Origin of the sequence: Streptomyces sp. NPDC020875 (assembly GCF_040641415.1) — a bacterium.
In the GTDB taxonomy this organism is placed as follows: Bacteria; Actinomycetota; Actinomycetes; order Streptomycetales; family Streptomycetaceae; genus Streptomyces.
Genome location: NZ_JBFADP010000006.1, coordinates 64857 through 85787, shown reverse-complemented (window position 1 = coordinate 85787; position 20931 = coordinate 64857). Strand labels below are relative to the sequence as shown.

18 protein-coding genes are annotated in these 20931 nt (G+C 71.9%); 12 read left to right on the top strand and 6 right to left on the bottom strand.

The genetic code is table 11. From position 1 onward, the window contains the following. Nucleotides 1-249 precede the first annotated feature (249 nt). From AB0G74_RS05290 to argF, 6 genes are all read left to right on the top strand, one after another. Entirely contained in the window at nucleotides 250-1173 is a 924-nt protein-coding gene (locus AB0G74_RS05290; RefSeq protein ID WP_361140952.1) for an LLM class F420-dependent oxidoreductase, read from the top strand. A 5-nt stretch (nucleotides 1174-1178) separates the two neighbouring features. After that, entirely contained in the window at nucleotides 1179-2210 is a 1032-nt protein-coding gene (mmuM, locus tag AB0G74_RS05285; protein ID WP_361140950.1) for a homocysteine S-methyltransferase, read from the top strand. A 177-nt stretch (nucleotides 2211-2387) separates the two neighbouring features. Then, complete coding sequence (locus tag AB0G74_RS05280) at nucleotides 2388-3881, top strand: 3' terminal RNA ribose 2'-O-methyltransferase Hen1 (RefSeq protein ID WP_361140948.1); 1494 nt, start codon at nucleotides 2388-2390, stop codon at nucleotides 3879-3881. Then, the gene (locus tag AB0G74_RS05275) at nucleotides 3878-6508 is read left to right on the top strand and encodes a polynucleotide kinase-phosphatase (protein WP_361140946.1); all 2631 of its coding nucleotides are present in this window, start codon (nucleotides 3878-3880) and stop codon (nucleotides 6506-6508) included. The genes AB0G74_RS05280 and AB0G74_RS05275 overlap by 4 nt, the downstream gene beginning before the upstream one ends. A gap of 138 nt (nucleotides 6509-6646) precedes the next feature. Then, nucleotides 6647-7879 carry an arginine deiminase gene (locus AB0G74_RS05270; protein WP_361140944.1) on the top strand — a complete coding sequence of 411 codons (1233 nt, stop codon included), beginning with the start codon at nucleotides 6647-6649 and terminating at the stop codon, nucleotides 7877-7879. Between the two features lie 149 nt (nucleotides 7880-8028). Next, nucleotides 8029-9057 carry an ornithine carbamoyltransferase gene (argF, locus tag AB0G74_RS05265; protein WP_361140942.1) on the top strand — a complete coding sequence of 343 codons (1029 nt, stop codon included), beginning with the start codon at nucleotides 8029-8031 and terminating at the stop codon, nucleotides 9055-9057. Between the two features lie 44 nt (nucleotides 9058-9101). Here argF and AB0G74_RS05260 read toward each other — a convergent pair whose 3' ends face one another. Beyond that, nucleotides 9102-10037 (bottom strand): PaaX family transcriptional regulator C-terminal domain-containing protein, encoded by a 936-nt coding sequence (locus AB0G74_RS05260; protein ID WP_361140941.1) that lies wholly within the window; start codon nucleotides 10035-10037, stop codon nucleotides 9102-9104. 193 nt (nucleotides 10038-10230) lie between these two features. Here AB0G74_RS05260 and AB0G74_RS05255 point away from each other — a divergent pair, with 193 nt between their 5' ends. The 5 genes from AB0G74_RS05255 (at nucleotide 10231) to AB0G74_RS05235 (ending at nucleotide 15335) form a co-directional block, all read left to right on the top strand. Beyond that, entirely contained in the window at nucleotides 10231-11802 is a 1572-nt protein-coding gene (locus tag AB0G74_RS05255) for an MFS transporter (RefSeq protein WP_361140939.1), read from the top strand. A gap of 437 nt (nucleotides 11803-12239) precedes the next feature. Next, nucleotides 12240-12806, top strand: a complete 567-nt coding sequence (locus AB0G74_RS05250) for a DUF2617 family protein (protein WP_361140937.1) — start codon at nucleotides 12240-12242, stop codon at nucleotides 12804-12806. Continuing rightward, the gene (locus tag AB0G74_RS05245) at nucleotides 12803-13216 is read left to right on the top strand and encodes a DUF4247 domain-containing protein (RefSeq protein ID WP_361140935.1); all 414 of its coding nucleotides are present in this window, start codon (nucleotides 12803-12805) and stop codon (nucleotides 13214-13216) included. Before AB0G74_RS05250 ends, AB0G74_RS05245 begins: the two co-directional genes overlap by 4 nt. A gap of 60 nt (nucleotides 13217-13276) precedes the next feature. Continuing rightward, nucleotides 13277-13714: a DUF350 domain-containing protein gene (locus AB0G74_RS05240; protein WP_361140933.1), complete on the top strand. Its 438-nt coding sequence runs from the start codon at nucleotides 13277-13279 to the stop codon at nucleotides 13712-13714. Nucleotides 13715-13781: 67 nt separating this feature from the next. Next, the gene (locus AB0G74_RS05235) at nucleotides 13782-15335 is read left to right on the top strand and encodes a polyamine aminopropyltransferase (RefSeq protein WP_361141078.1); all 1554 of its coding nucleotides are present in this window, start codon (nucleotides 13782-13784) and stop codon (nucleotides 15333-15335) included. 86 nt (nucleotides 15336-15421) lie between these two features. On the opposite strand, the gene AB0G74_RS05230 is transcribed toward AB0G74_RS05235, so the two are convergent. Beyond that, a complete protein-coding gene (locus AB0G74_RS05230) occupies nucleotides 15422-15829 on the bottom strand; it encodes a VOC family protein (RefSeq protein WP_361140931.1) in 408 nt (135 codons plus the stop codon). A 285-nt stretch (nucleotides 15830-16114) separates the two neighbouring features. On the opposite strand from AB0G74_RS05230, the gene AB0G74_RS05225 reads away from it, so the two are divergent. Next, the gene (locus tag AB0G74_RS05225; protein ID WP_361140929.1) at nucleotides 16115-16777 is read left to right on the top strand and encodes a class I SAM-dependent methyltransferase; all 663 of its coding nucleotides are present in this window, start codon (nucleotides 16115-16117) and stop codon (nucleotides 16775-16777) included. A 316-nt stretch (nucleotides 16778-17093) separates the two neighbouring features. Here AB0G74_RS05225 and AB0G74_RS05220 read toward each other — a convergent pair whose 3' ends face one another. The 4 genes from AB0G74_RS05220 to AB0G74_RS05205 all read right to left on the bottom strand — a co-directional run bounded on the left by AB0G74_RS05220 (nucleotide 17094) and on the right by AB0G74_RS05205 (nucleotide 20680). Continuing rightward, nucleotides 17094-18179 (bottom strand): HAD-IIIC family phosphatase, encoded by a 1086-nt coding sequence (locus AB0G74_RS05220; RefSeq protein ID WP_361140927.1) that lies wholly within the window; start codon nucleotides 18177-18179, stop codon nucleotides 17094-17096. A gap of 104 nt (nucleotides 18180-18283) precedes the next feature. Further along, the gene (locus tag AB0G74_RS05215; protein ID WP_361141076.1) at nucleotides 18284-19456 is read right to left on the bottom strand and encodes an acyl-CoA dehydrogenase family protein; all 1173 of its coding nucleotides are present in this window, start codon (nucleotides 19454-19456) and stop codon (nucleotides 18284-18286) included. Between the two features lie 64 nt (nucleotides 19457-19520). Continuing rightward, nucleotides 19521-19817, bottom strand: coding sequence for an acyl carrier protein (locus AB0G74_RS05210; protein WP_361140925.1), 297 nt, complete (start codon nucleotides 19815-19817; stop codon nucleotides 19521-19523). Then, on the bottom strand, nucleotides 19814-20680 hold the full coding sequence (locus tag AB0G74_RS05205; RefSeq protein ID WP_361140924.1) for a 3-hydroxyacyl-CoA dehydrogenase family protein: 867 nt from the start codon (nucleotides 20678-20680) through the stop codon (nucleotides 19814-19816). The genes AB0G74_RS05210 and AB0G74_RS05205 overlap by 4 nt, the downstream gene beginning before the upstream one ends. Nucleotides 20681-20931 lie beyond the last annotated feature (251 nt).

Genomic DNA, 20931 nt, shown 5'->3' with positions numbered 1-20931 from the left:
CGGTGGGTGGCCCCTCGGCCGGATCTCCGGCGGCCGGTGGGCCGGTGCTCCCGGGCCCGGCGCCGGACGGCCCTGCCACCGGGCGGGTGGAACCCCGGTGTCCGGCCGGATCGTGGTGGGCGGCGGTGGCGCGGCGGGCGCGGTCCTGGTGGTCCCGGATCGACCGGACCGGCGGTTTCCTGCCGCCGCGCAGGTGGGACGGGCGAGGCCGACGGGTTCCCGCCGGTGCCGGGGGTGCAGGATGGAGCCATGGATCTGCGCATCTTCACCGAACCCCAGCAGGGCGCGAGCTACGACACCCTTCTGACCGTCGCCAAGGCCACCGAGGACCTCGGCTTCGACGCCTTCTTCCGCTCGGACCACTATCTCGCCATGGGATCGACCGACGGGCTGCCGGGACCGACCGATGCCTGGATCACCCTTGCCGGGCTGGCGCGGGAGACCAGCCGGATCCGGCTGGGCACGTTGATGACGGCGGGCACCTTCCGGCTTCCGGGGGTGCTGGCGATCCAGGTCGCCCAGGTCGACCAGATGTCGGGCGGCCGTATCGAGCTGGGGCTCGGCGCCGGATGGTTCGAGGAGGAGCACCGGGCCTACGGCATCCCGTTCCCCAAGGAGAAGTTCGCCCGGCTGGAGGAGCAGCTGGCGATCGTCACGGGCCTGTGGTCCACGCCCGCCGGAGAGACGTTCTCCCACGAGGGCGCGCACTACCGGCTCACGGACTCGCCCGCCCTGCCCAAGCCCGCCCAGGGCCGGGTGCCGGTCCTGATCGGCGGTCACGGGGCGACCCGTACGCCCAGGCTGGCCGCGCGCTACGCGGACGAGTTCAATATCCCCTTCGCCTCCGTCGAGGACACCGAGCGGCAGTTCGGCCGGGTCCGGGCCGCCGCCGAGGCCCACGGCCGCCGCCCCGACGACCTGGTGTACTCCAACGCGCTGGTGGTCTGTGTCGGCCGGAACGAATCCGAGGTGGCGCGGCGGGCGGCGGCCATCGGCCGGGAGGTCGACGAGCTGCGGACGAACGGTCTCGCCGGATCGCCCGCCGAGGTCGTCGACAAGATCGGGCGGTACGCGGCCGTGGGCTCGTCCCGGATCTACCTCCAGGTGCTGGACCTCTCCGACCTCGACCATCTGGAGCTGATCTCGGCCCAGGTCCAGTCCCAGCTGGGCTGACGGCCGTGCGCCCCGGCCGTCCGCTCGCCGACGCGCTCGCCCGGGGCGCCCTCGCGCTCGACGGCGGGCTGGCGACCCTGCTGGAGGAGCGGGGGCACGACCTCTCCGGGGAGCTGTGGTCGGCCCGGCTGCTGGCGGACGACCCCGGGGTGATCGAGGCCGCGCACCGGGCCTATACGGCGGCGGGGGCGCGGGTGCTGATCACGGCGAGCTATCAGGCGTCGTTCGAGGGATTCGCCCGGCGCGGCGCGGACCGGGCGGCGGCCGAGGCGCTGTTCGCCCGGAGTGTGGCCCTCGCCCGGGCCGCCGCCGACGGGGCCGGTGCGGAGACCTGGGTCGCCGCCTCGGTGGGGCCGTACGGGGCGGTGCTGGCGGACGGCGGCGAGTACCGGGGGCGGTACGGGCTCCCGGTCCGTGAGCTGGAGCGGTTCCACCGGCCCAGGATCGAGGCGCTGGCCGCCGCGGGGCCCGATGTCCTGGCGCTGGAGACCGTGCCCGACGCGGAGGAGGCGGAGGCGTTGCTGAGGGCGGCCGAAGGGTGCGGGGTGCCGCTCTGGCTCTCGTACACCGTCCGCGGTGAACGGACCCGGGCGGGACAGGAGCTGGGAGCCGCGTTCGAACTCGTCCGCGGGCTCGACCAGGTGATCGCCGTCGGGGTGAACTGCTGCGATCCGGCCGACACCGGACCGGCCGTGGCGCTGGCGGCGGAGGTGACGGGCAAACCGGTCGTGGCCTACCCCAACAGCGGGGAGGGGTGGGACGAACGACGGCGGTGGTGGACCGGTCCCGTCCGCTACGACCCCGGGCGGGTGGGCGACTGGCTCGGCGCGGGCGCCCGGCTGGTCGGCGGCTGCTGCCGGGTCGGCCCGGGAACCGTCGCGGCGATCGCGTCGGCCGTCGCGGACCACTCCCCGCCCGGCGCCCCGCGCGGTGCCGCTCCGGGTGGCGGGTCCGGCGGTGATGGCGGCGGTGATGACGGCCGTGATTCGGGCGGCGGTCCCGGAGCGACGCCCGGCACCGGATCCGTACGGGACTGAACCCCCCCTCCGATCGAAGTCGGGCCGGAACGGCGCGTGTTGACGGTCTCCACCGTCGCTCGACGGCGTTCGTCCGGCGCCGGACGGCCCGGTTCCGCGCCGCCCCGGGCGCTTCGCCGTACGGGGGCGCCCGGATATTACGCACCCGGATCGGGGGGACCCGCCATAATCGCTCAGGTGTTCCTGACGATCCGTACCACCGGCACCGCCGAGCGACCCGCGACCGACCTGGGCTTTCTGCTGCACAAGCATCCCGACAAGGCGCAGTCGTTCCCCACCGCGCACGGGCGGGCCCATGTCTTCTATCCCGAGGCGTCCGCCGAACGGTGCACCGCCGCCCTCCTGCTGGAGGTGGACCCCGTGGCCCTGGTGCGCCGGGGCAAGGAGAAGGGGCGCGGCGGCGCGCCCGACGCCGCCCTCGCGCAGTACGTCAACGACCGCCCGTACGCGGCCTCCTCCCTGCTCTCCGTCGCGCTGAGCACCGTCTTCCGCAGCGCCCTGCGCGGGGAGTGCCGGGCCAGGCCCGAACGGGCCGAGCAGCCGATGCCGCTGCGGATCGAGGTACCGGCCCTGCCCGCCCGGGGCGGGCCCGACCTGGTGAACGCGCTGTTCGGGCCGCTGGGCTGGACGTCCGTCGAGGCCGTTCCGGTACCGCTGGACGAGGAGTTCCCCGAGTGGGGCGATTCGCGTTACGTCCGGCTGGTCCTGGAGGGCGAACTGCGGCTCGCCGACGCGCTCCGCCAGCTCTACGTCCTGCTGCCGGTCCTCGACGACGCCAAGCACTACTGGGTCGCCCCGGACGAGGTCGACAAGCTCATCCGCGCCGGAGAGGGCTGGCTCGCCGACCACCCCGAACGCAAGCTCATCACCAGCCGCTATCTCTCCCGCCGCTGGAGTCTGACCCGGCAGGCCACCGAGCGGCTCGAACTGGTCCGGCTGGCCGAGGCGGACCTGCTGGAAGTCGAGGACGTCGACAACGCGGTGGACGAGACCACCGATACCGAGGAACGGCCGGTTCCGCTCGCCGAACAAAGGCGGGAGGCCATTCTGGCGGTCCTCCGCGACAGCGGGTCGAGCCGCGTCCTCGACCTCGGCTGCGGACAGGGACAGCTGGTCCAGGCGCTCCTCAAGGACGTCCGCTTCACCGAGATCGTCGGTGTCGACGTCTCCGTCCGGGCGCTGACCATCGCCGCCCGGCGGCTGCGCCTGGACCGGCTGGGCGAACGGCAGGCCGGCCGCGTCCAGCTGATCCAGGGCGCCCTCACCTACACCGACAAGCGGCTCACCGGCTATGACGCCGCCGTGCTGAGCGAGGTGATCGAACATCTCGATCTGCCGCGACTGCCCGCCCTGGAGTACGCGGTCTTCCGCGCGGCCCGGCCCGCGACGGTGGTCGTCACCACCCCGAACGTCGAGTACAACGTCCGCTGGGAATCCCTCCCGGCCGGACACGTACGCCATGGGGACCACCGCTTCGAGTGGACCCGCGAGGAGTTCCGGAACTGGGCGGACACCGTCGCCGAACGGACCGGCTACACCGTCGCGTACCTCCCCGTAGGCCCCGACGACCCCGAGGTCGGACCGCCCACCCAGATGGCGGTCTTCACCCGGACCGACACCGGACCCGACACCACGAACGACAGCGCCGAGAAGGAGGCGAAGGCCGCATGACCACCCACGAGACCGGTACCACCGGCAGTGTCGACACCCCGGACGGCGGCGACCAGCCCCTGACCGGCACCCCCGGCGGGCGGCGCCTGCCGGTCACCGACCTCTCCCTCGTCGTCCTCATCGGCGCCAGCGGCTCCGGCAAGTCCACCTTCGCCCGCCGCCACTTCAAGCCCACCGAGATCGTCTCGTCGGACTTCTGCCGCGGGCTGGTCGCCGACGACGAGAACGACCAGTCGGCCAGCAAGGACGCCTTCGACGTCCTCCACTACATCGCGGGCAAGCGGCTGGCCGCCGGACGGCTGACCGTCGTCGACGCCACCAACGTCCAGGCCGAGGGCCGCAAGCAGCTCGTCCGGCTGGCCCGTGAGTACGACGTCCTGCCCATCGCGATCGTCCTCGATCTGCCCGAGGAGGTCTGCGCCGAGCGGAACGCCGTCCGCCCCGACCGGGCCGGAATGCCCCGCCGGGTCATCAAACGCCACCGGGCCGAACTCCGCCGCTCCCTGCGCGGACTCGAACGCGAGGGCTTCCGCAAGGTCCACGTCCTGCGGGACGTCGCCGAGGTCGACACGGCCGAAGTCGTCCTCGAGCGCCGCTACAACGACCTCCGCCACCTCACCGGCCCCTTCGACATCATCGGCGACATCCACGGCTGCCGCTCCGAACTGGAGACCCTGCTCGCCGAACTCGGCTACGAGAACGGGGCGCACCCGGACGGCCGGACCGCGGTCTTCGTCGGCGACCTGGTCGACCGGGGCCCCGACAGCCCCGGCGTACTGCGGCTGGTGATGTCCATGGTCGCGGCCGGAAACGCCCTCTGCGTCCCCGGGAACCACGAGAACAAGCTCGGCCGTTATCTGAAGGGCCGGAACGTTCAGATCACCCACGGCCTCGCCGAGACCGTCGAACAGCTGGAACGGGAGGACGAGAAGGACCCCGACTTCCGGGAGCAGGTCCGGGAGTTCATCGACGGGCTGGTCAGCCACTACGTACTCGACGGCGGCGACCTGGTGGTCTGCCACGCCGGTCTGCCGGAGAAGTACCACGGCCGCACCTCCGGCCGGGTCCGCTCCCACGCGCTCTACGGGGACACCACCGGCGAGACCGACGAGTTCGGCCTGCCCGTCCGCTACCCCTGGGCCGAGGACTACCGGGGCCGCGCCGCCGTGGTCTACGGCCACACCCCCGTGCCCAACACCTCCTGGATCAACAACACCATCTGCCTCGACACCGGAGTGGTCTTCGGCGGCAAGATGACCGCCCTGCGCTGGCCCGAACGCGAGCTGGTGGACGTCCCGGCCGAGAAGGTCTGGTACGAACCGGTCAAGCCGCTGCTCACCGAGGCCCCCGGAGCCCGTGAGGGACGGCCCCTCGACCTGACCGACGTCCAGGGGCGCCGGGTCGTCGAGACCACGCACATGGCCCGGGTCGGGGTCCGGGAGGAGAACGCGGCGGCGGCCCTGGAGGTGATGAGCCGGTTCGCGGTCGACCCCCGGCTGCTGGTCTACTTGCCGCCCACCATGGCACCCACCGCGACCTCGACGGCCGAGGGCTATCTGGAGCACCCGGCCGAGGCGTTCGCGCAGTACCGCGAGGACGGTGTGGACCGGGTCGTCTGCCAGGAGAAGCACATGGGCTCCCGGGCCGTCGCCCTGGTCTGCCGGAACGCCGCCGCGGCGTACGAACGGTTCGGCGTCGGCGCCCCGGACGGCACCGGGGGCCCGACCGGCGCGCTGTACACCCGTACCGGCCGGCCCTTCTTCGCCGACGAGTCCTTCACCGAGCGGATACTCGACCGGCTGCGGTCGGCCGTGACCGCCGCCGGGCTCTGGGACGAACTCGACACCGACTGGCTGCTGCTGGACGCCGAGCTGATGCCCTGGTCGCTGAAGGCGTCCGGACTGCTGCGCAACCAGTACGCGGCCGTCGGCGCCGCCGCCGGAGCCGTCTTCCCGCAGGTCACAGGTGCCCTGGAGGCCGCCGCCGGACGAGGCGTCGACATCGGTGGACTGCTCGCCGCCCAGCGGGAGCGAGCCGTCGACGCCGGTGCCTTCGTCGACGCGTACCGCCGCTACTGCTGGCCCACGGACGGACTGGAGGGCGTACGGCTGGCGCCGTTCCAGATCCTCGCCGCCCGGGGACGCTCCCTCGCGGGCACGCCCCACGACGAACAGCTCAGGCTGATCGACCGGATGGTGGAGCACGACCCCACCGGGCTGCTCCAGGTCACCCGCAGGCTCGTGGTCGACACCGGCGACGAGGAGTCCGTACGCGCCGGGACCGACTGGTGGCTGGAGATGACCGGGCGCGGCGGCGAGGGCATGGTGGTCAAGCCGCTCCAGCCGCTCGGGCGCACCCCGAAGGGGGCGCTGGTCCAGCCCGGGATCAAGGTGCGGGGACGGGAGTACCTGCGGATCATCTACGGCCCCGAGTACACGCGTCCGGTCCATCTGGAACAGCTGCGGAAGCGATTCCTCAACCACAAGCGGTCCCTCGCGCTCCGGGAGTACGGCCTCGGTGTCGAGGCGCTCGACCGGCTGGGCGGCGACGAGCCGCTGTGGCGGATCCACGAGGCCGTGTTCGCGGTACTGGCGCTGGAGTCGGAGCCGGTGGACCCGAGGCTCTGAACGGACCGGGGCGGTACGGCGCGCTCGCGCCGTACCGCCCCCGCCCCGGCCCTCCCGCCCCGCCCGCTCCCATCGGGCGAGGCGGAAGGTACCGGTGTCCACCGAGTGAAAGACGGCCCCGGCGGTGAGGATGGGACCATGGGATTCCATGTCGACTCCGAGACCGGGCGGCTGCGCCGGGTCATCCTGCACCGGCCCGATCTGGAGCTGAAGCGGCTCACCCCCAGCAACAAGGACGCCCTCCTCTTCGACGACGTGCTCTGGGTGCGCCGCGCCCGGGCCGAGCACGACGGCTTCGCGGACGTCCTGCGCGACCGGGGCGTCGAGGTCCATCTCTTCGGCGATCTGCTGCGCGAGGCGCTGGAGATCACCGACGCGCGGGCCCTCGTCCTCGACCGGGTCTTCGACGAGAAGGAGTACGGCCCGCTGGCCACCGGCCATCTGCGGGCCGTCTTCGACGAGATGCCCACCCCCGGTCTGGTGGAGGCCCTGATCGGCGGGATGACCAAACGGGAGTTCCTCGCCGGGCACCCGGAGCCGACGTCCGTCCGGTTCCACGCGATGGACCTGGACGACTTCCTGCTCGATCCGCTGCCCAATCATCTCTTCACCCGCGACACCTCCGCCTGGATCTACGACGGGGTGTCGATCAACGCCATGCGCTGGCCAGCCCGGCGCCGGGAAACGGTGCACTTCGAGGCGATCTACCGGCACCACCCCCTCTTCACCGGGCCCGAGGCCGGACCGTTCCACCACTGGTCGCAGGGGCAGAGCGACTATCCCTCCACCATCGAGGGCGGGGACGTGCTGGTCATCGGGAACGGCGCCGTCCTGATCGGGATGAGCGAGCGGACCACGCCGCAGGCGGTGGAGATGCTGGCGCGAGGGCTGTTCGCGGCCGGTTCGGCCCGGACGATTGTCGCGCTCGACATGCCCAAGCGCCGGGCCTTCATGCATCTCGACACCGTGATGACCATGGTCGACCGGGACACCTTCACCCAGTACGCGGGCCTCGGCATGCTCCGCTCGTACACGATCGAACCGGCCGGGGGCCCGCAGGCGCTCAAGGTCAGCGACCATCCGCCGGAGCAGATGCACAGCGCGATCGCCGCGGCGCTCGGGCTGACGGACATCCGGGTGCTCACCGCCACCCAGGACGTGCACGCGGCCGAGCGGGAGCAGTGGGACGACGGCTGCAATGTGCTCGCGGTGGAGCCGGGGGTGGTGGTGGCCTACGAACGCAACGCGACCACCAACACTCATCTGCGCCGGGAGGGCATCGAGGTGATCGAGATCCCCGGGAGCGAGCTGGGGCGGGGGAGGGGCGGCCCGCGGTGCATGAGCTGCCCCGTCGAACGGGACGCGGTGTGATCTTCCGGGGTTTGCCGGGGGCGGTCGGAGGGCACTCTGTATAGTGATACGGAACACCGCATGAAATTCCACCGGCGGCCGGGCGGGGCGCGTGACGAGGTCGCGCGCCGCGTTCCGTTCGCCCCTCGTCCGCCGTCCCAGGAGCACCCATGGCGATACATCTCGAAGGCCGCCACTTCCTCAAGGAGCTGGACTTCACCGCCGACGAGTTCCGCGGACTCGTCGACCTCGCGGCCCGGCTCAAGGCGGCCAAGCGGGCGGGTGCCGAGGAGCGGCTGCTGACCGGGAAGAACATCGCGCTGATCTTCGAAAAGCCGTCGACCAGGACCCGTTGCGCCTTCGAGGTCGCCGCGGCCGACCAGGGCGCGTCCACGACGTATATCGACCCGTCGGGCTCGCACATCGGCCGCAAGGAGTCCGCGAAGGACACCGCGCGGGTGCTCGGCCGGATGTTCGACGCCATCGAGTTCCGGGGCGACGCGCAGTCGACGGTGGAGGAGCTGGCGGCCCATGCCGGGGTCCCGGTCTACAACGGACTCACCGACGACTGGCACCCCACCCAGATGCTCGCCGACGTGCTCACGATGGTGGAGCGGAGCGAGAAGCCGCTGACCGGGATCGCCTTCGCCTACCTCGGGGACGCCCGGTTCAATATGGGCAACTCCTATCTGATCACCGGCGCCCTGCTGGGGATGGACGTCCGGATCGTGGCGCCCCGGGAGTACTGGCCCGCCGAGGGGGTCAGGGACCGGGCCCGGGAGCTGGCCGAGGCCAGCGGGGCGCGGATCACCCTCACCGAGGACGTCGCCGAGGGTGTCCGGGGCGCTGACTTCGTCGCCACCGACGTATGGGTGTCGATGGGGGAGCCCAAGGAGGTCTGGGAGGAGCGGATCAAGTCCCTGGGGCCGTACGCCGTCACCATGGACGTGCTGCGCGCCACCGGCAATCCGGACGTCAAGTTCCTGCACTGCCTTCCCGCGTTCCACGATCTGGAGACCTCGGTGGCGCGGGAGATCCACGACGCCTACGGGCTGACCGAGCTGGAAGTGACGGACGAGGTCTTCGAATCGGCTCACTCCGTCGTCTTCGACGAGGCGGAGAACCGGCTGCACACCATCAAGGCCGTACTGGTGGCGACCCTCGCCGGTCAGGTCGACGGGCGGGCCGCGCAGGGGTGATCCGGGCGGTACGGATCCGGTCTGTCGCGGACTCGTGACGGGAGTCACGGGCGCTGATCGCTGGGGGAGGAGGCAGAGGCGGGCGGCAGGCCGACGGTGCCGTCGTCCACGGTGCCGTCGAGGGACGGTCCGACCGGGATGTCGGTGTCCGGATCGGGCTGATGCTCCCCGTCCGGCCGGTGGAAGAAGGCCGCGCCCGTGTCGCGCAGCAGATCGTGGATCTCCCGGAAGACCTTCGTCGAGCGCCCGCCCGGCCAGCCCTCCGGCAGCAACTCGGTAGGCAGCCCGGGATCGGTGTAGGGCAGTCGCCGCCAGGAGTCGAGGACGAACAGATAGTCCCGGTAGGCGTCTTCGGGCGTCGCGGCCCGGCTCGTCGACCACTGGTGGAGCAGGGGCTCGTGCGCGGCGAGGAAGTCCTCGTGCGCCTTGGCGACGGCACCCAGGTCCCACCAGCCGGCCACGGCCTCGGAGGTGGCGGCGAAGCCGAGGTGAGCCCCGCGGAACAACTCGACATAGGGGTCGAGCTCAAGTCGGCGCAGGGTGTGGCGGGTCTCCTCGTACAGCCGGGCGGGGGCGACCCAGACACCCGGCGCGGCGGAGCCGAAACCGAGCCGGTGGAGACGGGAACGGAGCAGATGGCGCTTGTGACGTTCGGCCTCGGGCACGGAGAAGACGGCCAGGACCCAGCCGTCGGAGAGCAGCGGGGTGCGATGGTCGTAGATCCGGCGGTCGCCGTCGTCGAGCAACTGCCGGGCGTCCGCCGACAGGTCGTAGCCCGCGGCGCCGTCCGTGGCGCGGTCGGAGAGCAGCAGTCCGCGCCGTTTGAGCCGGGAGACGGCGGAGCGTACGGAGGGCGCGTCGACGCCGAGCGCCGCCATCAGCCGGATCAGCCGGGCCACGGGGAGCGGACCGGGGTACTCGCGCCCATACGCGCCGTAGAGGGTGACGATGAGCGAGCGGGGGGTGTGCTGGTCGGCCACGTGATCACTCTAGGGTCAGTTCCCGGTCCGGGGCCGGAAGCGCCGGAGCTCGCCGATCGGCGCGTGGGGGAGCGGGGTGATCGACTGGTGGGGGATACGGGGCGGGCTTAATGTCGATGGGTGGGCGCGGGGTGCCGGAGGGCGCACCGCGTACCGCGCGGCCGGACCCCACCGCACCGGGGGGTGATGCGATATGACGACTCCGAACTCGGGACCGCCCCAGGACCCGGGACCGGCCCGGGAGACGGCCGACGCACAGGGCCGGGCCGGGGGTGACGGCAAGGGCGTCGCGTTGTTCGTGATCGCCGCCTGCCAGCTGATGGTGGTCCTGGACATCACCATCGTGAATATCGCCCTGCCGCATATCCAGAAGGATCTGGGGTTCTCCACCACCAGCCTGGTGTGGGTGGTCAACGCCTATACCCTCACCTTCGGCGGGCTGCTGCTGCTCGGTGGCCGGGCCGGGGACATCCTGGGGCGCCGTCGGGTCTTCATGTTCGGCGTGGCGCTCTTCGCGTTCGCGTCGTTGCTCGGGGGGCTTTCGCAGGAGCCGGGGCAACTGCTGGCCGCCCGTGCCCTCCAGGGGGTGGGCGGGGCCGTCGCGTCGCCGACGGCGCTGGCTCTGATCACCACCACGTTCCGGGAGGGGCCCGAGCGGAACCGGGCGTTCGGGGTGTTCGCCGCCGTCTCGGCCGGTGGCGGTGCGATCGGGCTGCTGGCGGGCGGCATGCTGGTCGAATGGCTCGACTGGCGGTGGGTGTTCTTTGTGAACGTCCCGATCGCCGTGCTGATCCTGCTGGCCACCCCACGCCATATCCGGGAGTCCGAGCGGCATCCGGGCCATTTCGACCTCGCGGGGGCGTTCACCGCGACCCTGGGCATGGTCTCCCTGGTCTACGGGTTCATCCGGGCCGCCCAGCACGGCTGGACCGACCGGTTCACCCTGCTCTCGTTCGCCGCCGCGATCGTGCTGCTGACGGCCTTCCTGCTGATCGAGCGGCGCTCCCGGCAGCCGATCACCCCGCTGCACATGCTCGCCGAACGCAATCGCGCGGGCAGCTACGGGATCATGCTCTGTCTGGCCGCCGCGATCTTCGGGATGTTCTTCTTCCTCACCCTCTACGTCCAGGACGTGCTCGGCCTCAGCCCGCTCCGGGCCGGGCTGGCGTTTCTCCCGGTGAGCGCCGTGATCGCGGTCGGGGCCACCGTCACCTCCAGGCTGCTGCCGCGCTACGGGCCCAAGCCCTTTATCGTCGTCGGCGCGCTGCTGGCGGCGGGCGGGCTGAGCTGGCTCACCCAGATCCGGGTGGACTCCACCTACGCCGGGAGCGTGCTCGGGCCGATGCTGGTGTTCAGCGCCGGGATGGGGATGCAGTTCGTCTCCCTGACGCTGACCGCGGTCTCCGGGGTGCCGCAGCGGGAGACGGGGGCCGCGACCGGGTTGCTGAATACGATGCAGCAGGTCGGCGGGTCGCTCGGGCTCTCCATTCTGGTCACCGTCTTCGGTACGGCCAGCGGCAACGAGGCCGCGCGGCTGGTGCCCCGGTTTCTCGCCGGGGCCAGTCCGGCCGAGCGGATCGCCTTCCGCCGGACCGGGCGGCTGCCGGAGCCCTGGGCGTCGGAGGTCCTCACCCATGGGATCGCCGCCGCTTTCGTGGTCGCCGCCGTCTTCGGTGTGATCGCGGCCGTGATCGCCCTGGTCGTGATCCGGATCCGGCCCGTCGATCTGGAGCGGCTCCAGGGCGGCGGCCCCGGCGGCGGCTGACGCCCGGCCCGCCCGGTGCTCCGTCCTCGTAGCGCCCTTTATGCCCTGCCCGTTTCCCGTCAGCGACCCGCCGGAACCCCTGTCTCGCCTTCGCCCGGACCCCGGTCGCGCCGCCGGCTCCGGCCGGGGTCGGAGCCGTACCCCTGCCTTGACCTCGGAGGCCCGGCCTCCGCCCCCCTCCGCCGAACGACTCCGGGGGCGGTTGTAGCATGCACGGCGGCGCGATTGCGCGGTCGTGAACACGGGGGGCGAGAGATGGTGGACGGTGCTGCCGTTCCCACCTGGACGGGTGGGGAACGGAAACGTACGGGCGGGTATGCCGCCGGTCGGCGACGCGGTGGCCGGGACGGCCGCGGTACGGGAACGGGGCCGGAGCCCCGGCCGGTGCGCGGGGCGTACCGGCGGACCGTACGGTGCCGCCGTCCGGACCGCGCGGGATGAGCGGCATACGGGCCCTCGCGACGCCCTATCAGGACACCGACGCCGACCAGCTCTCCTTCGCCCTCGGCCTGCCGCCGCTGCCCGCCCTCGCCGTCCGTGAGCTGACCGTCGGCGGGACCGAGGTCCGGCTCCGGCTGCTGGGAGCCTCGCACCAGGTCTTCGCGGGCCCGGTGGCCGAGACCGTGGCCTGTCTGCCCGGCGGCGCGGGCGGGCTGCCGGACGCGGTGCGCGAGTTCGACGACTGGACGTACCGCTTCAGCGCCGAGGTGCGCCGCTATACCGGTCCGGAGTTCGGCCACCGGGTGGCCGAGATCCTGCGGCGTACCGAAGCCCATCCCCATGCCCTGTACGGGGTCTTCCCCGGCGACCCGGAGGCCGTGACGGCGCTCGTCGTGGACGCCGCCGAGGCCCCGTCCGAAGAGACCGGCCCGAGTGGCCCGGCCGCTTCCGCCGCCGGACGAGGCGGTCGGACCGGGCGAACCGGGCTGATCTGGCACACCTGGCACACCTATCCGCAGAGCCGCCGGATCGTGGCGACGCGCACCCGGCTGGAGGCCCGATGAAGACCACCCGACGCATCACGGCGATTGTGCTGGTCGGTGCCGCGCTGGCCGGCTGCTCCGGCAGCAAGGACGACGACCGCCCCGACAACGACGTACCGATCTCGTGGATCCGCTCCACCTACTCCTCGCACACCTCGGGCTATCTCGACCGGACCGACGTCCCGTCCGTGGTCGCGGGCGAGATCCACACCAACACCGCGTCGCGGGACCGCAAGGACATCGACGGGCGGGTCTTCCTCCGCTACGACGACGACATCGTGGCGGTCACCAAGGTCCGTGAGGGCACGCTGATCGAGGTCGACGACTACCGCACCGGCTATCAGCGGCACTACACCCAGCTCCAGTACAGCTCCTGGCCCGACCCGGCCACCCAGAGCTTCCGCGGCGGGGGCCCCGGCTCCGGCAAGTGACCCCGGCCGTCGCCCGCCCACCCCTCAAGACCTTCCATCACGTTCCCGAAAGGCACCCCCGTGGCTGAGATTTTCGAGTCGGCAGGTACCGCACTGCTCTACGGACTCGTCGGCTTCGTCGTCATGGCGGCCGGATTCATCGCCCTCGACCTGGTCACCCCCGGCAAGCTCTTCCACGTCGTGTGGTCCGAGCGCAACCGCGGCGCCGCGGTGCTCCTCGCCGGGCAGACCGTCGCCATCGGACTGGTCATCGGCGAGTCCATCCGTGCCAGCGAGTCGGAGCAGGGCCTGGGCCACGGCCTCGGCAGCACCCTGCTCTACGGACTCGCCGGGGTCGTCGTGATGACGCTGATCTCCCTCGTCGTCGGTCTGCTGACGCCCGGAAAGCTCGGCGCGGCCGCCCTGGAGGACGAGGGCGACCGCCCCCACCCGGCTGCCTGGGTGATGGCGGCCACCTATCTCGGCGCGGCCTTCATGGTCGGCGCCGCCGTCTCCTAACCCCACGGTGAGCACCACCACGGCGGAGCCCGGGGCCCCGGCGGCGCCCCCGGAACAGGACGAGGACATCCGGATCCCCCCGTCCCGGGGGGCCCGGTTCCTGCTGATGCTCGCGGTCTTCATCTGCGCCGCCTGCGGACTGGTCTACGAGCTGGCGCTGACCGCCCTCGGCTCGTATCTCATCGGCAACTCGGTGATGCAGACCTCGGTGGTCCTCTCCGTCATGGTCTTCGCCATGGGCATCGGATCACTCGCCGCCAAACCCCTCCAGAAGCGCGCCGTCGGCGGCTTCGCCCTGGTCGAGGGCGCGCTGGCGCTGGTCGGCGGGCTCTCGGTACTGATCCTCTACGTCTGCTTCGCCTGGCTGCGGATCTATATGCCCGCCATGGTCGTGGTCTCCTTCGTGGTGGGTCTGCTGATCGGCGCCGAGATCCCGCTGCTGATGACGCTGCTCCAGCGGATCCGGCGGCAGGAGGCGGGCAGCGCGGTCGCCGATATGTTCGCCGTGGACTACATCGGCGCCCTCGTCGGCGGGCTCGCCTTCCCCCTCTTCCTGCTCCCCGTCTTCGGCCAGCTCAAGGGGGCGCTGGTGGTGGGCGCGGTGAACGCCGTGGCGGGGGTGATCGTCGTACTGTGGATCTTCCGCAAGGAGACCCGGCGGATCGTCCGCTTCTCCCTGGTCGCCGGGATGGCCGGGGTCCTCGCCGTGCTGGGCACGGTCTACGCCCTGGCCGACGACATCGAGGTCACCGCCCGCCAGCAGCTCTACCGCGATCCGATCGTGCACGCGGAGACCACGCCGTACCAGGACATCGTCCTCACCCGGTCCACCGCCTTCACCGGCTCGCCCGATCTGCGGCTCTTCCTCAACGGCGATCTGCAGTTCTCCTCCGTGGACGAGTACCGCTACCACGAGGCCCTGGTCCATCCGGCGATGTCGGGCGACCGCTCGTCGGTACTGATCCTCGGCGGCGGGGACGCGCTGGCCCTGCGCGAGGTGCTGCGCTACGACGACGTGGACCGGGTCACCCTGGTCGATCTCGATCCCGCGGTCACCCGGCTCGCCCGGACGTACGGGCCGCTGCGCGAACTGAACGGCGACGCGCTCCGGGACCCCCGGGTGACCGCCGTCAACGCCGACGCCTTCAACTGGCTGCGGGACGCGGACCAGCGGTACGACACCGTGGTCATCGACTTCCCCGACCCCGACACCGCCGCCCTCGCCAAGCTGTACAGCGTGGAGTTCTACCATCTGCTCGGCCGGGTCCTGAACCCCGGCGCCCGGGTCCTGGTCCAGGGCGGCTCGCCCTTCTTCGCCCCCAAGACGTACTGGTCCATCGTGAAGACCGTCCGCGAGGCCGGATACACCACCACGCAGTACCAGGTCGACGTCCCCAGCTTCGGCAACTGGGGATACGTCCTCGCCACCCGGGGCAAGGGCGGCCCCGCCCCCGAGCCCAGGCTGGCCGACGGCGCGCCGAAGCTGCGGTTCCTCGACGCCGACGTACTGAAGGCGTCCACGGTCTTCCCGGTGGACCGCCGTCCCCGTGACGTACGCGCCAGTACGCTGCTCGATCCCGTGGTCGTCGAGTACACCCGCCACGAGTGGCGCGACTACTGACCACCGGCCCCGTTGATGTGGACACGGAACGGCCCGGACCCCCGCGGGGATCCGGGCCGTTCCGTATGTTCGGACGGTACGGCGCGTCAGCCCTGGGCGAGGGCCGCGACGTCCATGAACATGATCTCCCAGTGGTGGCCGTCCGGGTCCGCGAAGCCCCGGCTGTAGACCGGGCCCTGGTCCTTGACCGAGCCGGCCGCGCTGCCGCCGGAGGAGATCGCGGTGTCGACCAGGCGGTCCACCTCCTCGCGGCTGTCCGCGGTCAGACAGAGCAGGGTCTCGCTCACCTGCCGGGCGTCCGCGATCTCCCGGTCGGTGAACGTCCGGTAGAACGGCTCGGTCAGCAGCATCGCGTGCACGGCGTCGCCGAAGTCGACACAGGCGACGTCGTCACCGCTGAACTCCGGGTTGAGGGCGAAACCGAGCTTCTCGAAGAACGCCGTGGAGACGGAGAGATCCTTGACGGGAAGATGGACGTAGATCATGCGTGTCATGGCTCCATCCCTACCACCGGGGTACCGGCGCGGCGCCGGAATCCGGCCCCGAACAGGGGCGGATAGGGGTGGCGGCCGGGGTACGGAGCACCGGAAAAGCCACGATCACCGGCGAGAGGACGGCCCGGGAACCGGCTCCTCCCGGCCGCCGCGGCGGGGGAGTTAGGGGTTACCGGCCCGCCGCGGCCGCTCCTAGGCTGGCGGGGCCCGCAGCCGGGTCCGGACCTACGGGCCGGTCGGCGCCGGGCCGCCCGGGCGGACCGGGCCGACGACGAGGGGGCGCTGATGGCCGGACAGGTGGAGCTCGACGAGACCTTGCGCGGCTATGTCCGCGAGGTCTCCCTCCGCGAGGACGCGCTGCTGGCCGAGTTGCGCCGGGAGACCGCCGCCCTGCCCGGCGGGGCGGCGATGCAGCTGATGGCGGAGGAGGGCCAGTTCCTCGGGCTGCTGGCGGGCCTCGTCGGCGCGCGGACCGTGGTGGAGGTCGGTACCTTCACCGGCTACAGCACCCTCTGCCTGGCCCGGGCCCTGCCCGCCGACGGCCGGCTCGTCACCTGCGACATCAGCCCCCGCTGGCCCCGGATCGGCCGCCCCTACTGGGAGCGCGCCGGGGTCGCCGACCGGATCGAGGTGGCCGTCGGCGACGCCGCCGACACCCTCGCCCGGCTGCTGGACGAACTGGGCCCCGGCTCCGTCGACCTGGTCTTCATCGACGCCGACAAGACCGGCTACGCGCGCTACTACGAGGACGCCCTGCCGCTGGTACGGCCCGGGGGGCTGATCGCCGTCGACAACACCCTGTTCTTCGGCCGGGTCGTCGACCCCGGGGCCGACGACACCGACACCGAGGCGATCCGGAAGTTCAACGAGGCGCTGCGGGACGACGAGCGGATCGATCTGACGCTGCTGCCGTTCGCCGACGGGCTGACGCTGGCGCGGAAGCGCTGACGCCCGTCTGTCGAGGGCGGCGCCGTACGTGTGCGCCTCCGTGGGCCGGCCGGACGCCGTCGCTGGTTGCTCGCGCGGTTCCCCGCGCCCCTGAACTCCCCGTCACACCGTTGGATATGAACGACCGGTCCGAGGCGCGGTCTTCCAGGAGGACCGGGCCCCATTGCCGAAGGCATAGGGGCGCGGGGAACTGCGCGACCAGCCACTGACGGCGTGTGGCCGGAACGAGAGGCCCATGAGTACGGCGTCCCGGTCGTGAAAAGACAAGCGGCGGCGGGTGGGGTAACCCGCCGCCGCTCGTCACGGGTGCCGCTGCTCAGAACCCGTGCTCCTTGGCGAGATCGGGTCCCGCCAGGTCGATGGTCGGCGACGGCGACTGCCGGGCCGGGGTCAGATGGAGCCGCTGGACGCCCTCGTGACCGGGGGCGCCCAGTTCGTCGAGGCAGCCGCAGGGGGCGCTCTCGTATCCGGCGAACCGGTACGCGACCTCCATCATCCGATTGCGTTCGGTGCGCCGGAAGTCGGCGACGAGATGGACCCCGGCACGGGCGGCCTGGTCGCTCAGCCAGTTCAGCAGGGCCGCCCCGGCGCCGAAGCTCACCACCCGGCAGGAGGTCGCCAGCAGTTTGACGTGCCAGACCGACGGATGGGTGGCCAGCAGCAGTACGCCGACCGCGCCGTGCGGGCCGAACCGGTCCGACATCGTCGCCGTCAGGACCTCGTGGTCCGGGTCGTCCAGCAGCGACCGCAGCGTCTCGTCCGGGTAGTGGATCCCGGTGGCGTTCATCTGGCTGGTCCGCAGGGTCAGTTCCTCGACCCGGGAGATCTGTTCGTCGTCGGCCCGGTCGATCCGCAGCACCAGCTCCAGCGACTTCAGGAACTCCTCGTCGGGCCCGGTGAAGCTCTCCTGCTCCCGCTCCCGGGCGAAGCCCGCCTGGTACATCCGGCGGCGCCGCCGGGAGTCCACGGTCACCGTCGGCGGACTGAACTCGGGCAGTCCGGGCAGATTCGGCACCTCGTCGGCCGGATAGCCGCGCACCTCCGGCAGATGGAAGGCGACCTCGGCCAGTTCGGCGGGGCGGTCGTCGACGAAGGCGATGGTGTGCGGCGCGAACTTCAGCTTCTCCGCGATCTCGCGTACGGAGTCGGACTTGGGACCCCAGTTGATCCTCGGGACCACGAAGTAGTCGGCGATACCGAGTTCTTCGAGGCGCCGCCACGCCGGTTCGAAGTCGTTCTTGCTGGCGACGGCGTGGAGGATGCCGCGCGCGTCCAGGGCCCGGATGACCTCCACCACTCCGGGGAACAGCTCCACCTCGTCGTCCTCGGACAGGGTCCCGTTCCACAGGGTGTTGTCCAGATCCCAGACCAGGCACTTCACCATGGTCGTCGTCGGTTCCATCACATCTCCCGCTCGGATCACGGCTGTTCGCCGAAGGGCTCAGCCAGCACAGACGGTTCGAAAAGGTCGGAAGGGCCGGAAGGCGGGAGACGGGCGTCCGCGGGTCAGCCCGCCGTCGTCAGCGCGTGCTCCGCCAGCAGCAGTTGGCTGATCTCGTTGCTGCCCTCGATGATCTCCATCAGCTTGGCGTCCCGGTAGGCGCGGGCGACCACATGGCCGTCCCGGGCGCCCGCCGACGCCAGGACCTGGACCGCCGACGCCGCGCCCGCCGCCGCGCCGGTGGCGCCGATGTGCTTGGCGAGGACGGCGGCCGACGGCAGTTCGGGCAGCCGTTCGTCCCAGCAGCGGCTGGCGTGTTCGCAGGCGCGGGTGGCGTTCCGCTCGGCCACCAGCAGCTCCGCCAGATGGCGGGAGACCAGCTGGTGCCCGGCGAGCGGTACGCCGAACTGCTTACGGGCCGAGGCGTGGCGTACGGCGGCCTTCAGACAGGCCCGCAGAATGCCGGTACAGCCCCAGGCGACCGAGAGCCTGCCGTAGGTGAGGGCCGTGGTGACCAGCAGGGACAGGGCGAACTCGCCGCCGCCCAGCAGGGCCGTCGCCGGTACCCGTACCCCGTCGAAGGCCAGATGGGAGTGGCCCGCGGCCCGGCAGCCGAGGGGATCGGCGACCGGTTCCACGGTCACCCCGGGCGCGTCGCGCGGTACGACCACGACTGCCGCCGCGTCCGTACCGCCGCCGCCGCGCCCACCGCTGACCGGGTCGGCGGCGGTGGCCGTGTCGTCCTCGTACCGGCCGAAGACCACCAGATGGTCGGCGTACCGGGCCGCCGTGATCCACTTCTTGGCGCCGTCGACCACGAGGGTGTCGCCGTCCCGCCGGATCCGGGTCGTCATGGCGGCCAGATCGCTCCCGGCCTCCGGCTCGCTGAACGCCACGGCCGCCAGCTCGCCGCCGGTGAGCGCGGCCAGATAGCGGCGCCGCTGCTCGGCGTCGCCGAGCCGTCCGACGGTCCAGGCGGCCATGCCCTGCGAGGTCTGAACGCTCCGCAGGGAACTGCACAGGGCGCCGGTGTACGCGGTCAGCTCGCCGTTCTCCGCACTGCTCAGGCCCGGTCCGCCGTAGCGGGTGGCGACCTGGGCGCAGAGCAGGCCCCGGGCGCCGAGGTCGCGCAGCAGCCCGACCGGCAGCTCCCCGGCCAGGTCCCAGCCGTCGGCCAGATCGCCGACGGCGGTACCGATCGACTCCCGTGCCTCGGCCGGGGACGTGACCGGGCCGATTCCGGCCGTCGCCCCCGTCGTAGCCGTAGCCGTACTGGTCGTCGCGGTCGTCGCGCCGACCGGGTCAGTCACGGTTCTCCGCTCCGCCCGCGCCCTTGAGCCGGAGCGTCAGGGCGACCATCTTCTCCACGGTGCTGAAGTTCGCCAGCCGCAGATCGGGGCCCTCGATCTCGATCCCGTGCACGGTCTCCAGATGGACGACCAGCTCCATCGCGAAGAGCGACGTCGCCAGCCCCTCGGCGAAGATGTCCTGGTCGGGGGCTATCGGCTGATTCGTCTTCGCCTCCAGGAAGACGATCAGCTCCTTCTGGACGTCCGCCGCGTCGGGGGAGGCGGTTCCGGCGGTTCCGTTCGTGGTCACGAGACACTCTCTCCGTAGTCGTAGAACCCTCGTCCGGACTTGCGGCCGAGTTCGCCCGCGCGCACCTTCGCGCGCAGGAGGTCGCACGGGCGGCTCCGCTCGTCGCCGGTGCGTTCGTACAGGGCGTCCAGCGCGTCGACCAGATTGTCGATACCGATCAGGTCGGCGGTGCGCAGCGGGCCCGTGGGATGGCCGAGGCAGCCCTCCATCAGCCGGTCGACGTCCGGCGCCGACGCGGTGCCCTCGGAGACGATCCGGGCCGCGTCGTTGATCATCGGGTGGAGTAGCCGGCTGGTGACGAAGCCGGGGCTGTCGGCGACGACGACGGCCTTGCGCCGCATCACCTCCAGCAGCTCCATGGTCGTGGTCAGGGCCGTGTCGTCGGTCCGCGGCCCCCGGACCACCTCGACCATCGAGATGAGATAGGTCGGGTTCATGAAATGGGTGCCCAGCAGCCGCCCGGGACGGGCCACGGAGGCGGCCAGTTCGTCGACCGGGATGCCGGAGGTATTGGTGATGAGGGGGGTGTCGGGGCGCAGCAGCGCCGAGACCTCCGCCAGTACTTTCGCCTTGAGGGCCGCGTCCTCGGTGATCGCCTCGATGACGGCGTCGGCGTCCCGCGCGGCCGACGGCTCCAGGGCCGTGGTGAGCGTGCCGGGGGTGCGGTCGTCCGGCAGGGCGTCCAGCAGCCGGGCGTGCCGCAGTTGGCGGCGTACGTCGGCCCGGGCGCGGGTGAGGATCGGCTCGGTGACGTCGACGAGGGTGACGGAGACGCCGGAGCCGAGGGCCAGTGCCGTGATGCCGGTACCCATGACACCGGCGCCCAGGACGACGACGTTCCGGCTCTGTTGAGGGGCTGGCAACGGACCTCCACGGTTCGGACGCGGTCTGTGGCCGGACGCGCTGTATCAGGCGGTCCGCTGACCTGGATTTCGGGCGTGCGGCGGAGCACGGGAAAGCGGAAATGGCCCGCCCGTGCGTACGGCCCGGCCGGAGGAATCCCAGGAGATGCGAAAGAATCCGGAAGGGATATCGGACGTGTTCCCGAACCGCCGAGCCGGGATTCACCGACTGTCTTTCCGGAACCGTCCTCGATTCCCCGGTGAATTCCCGG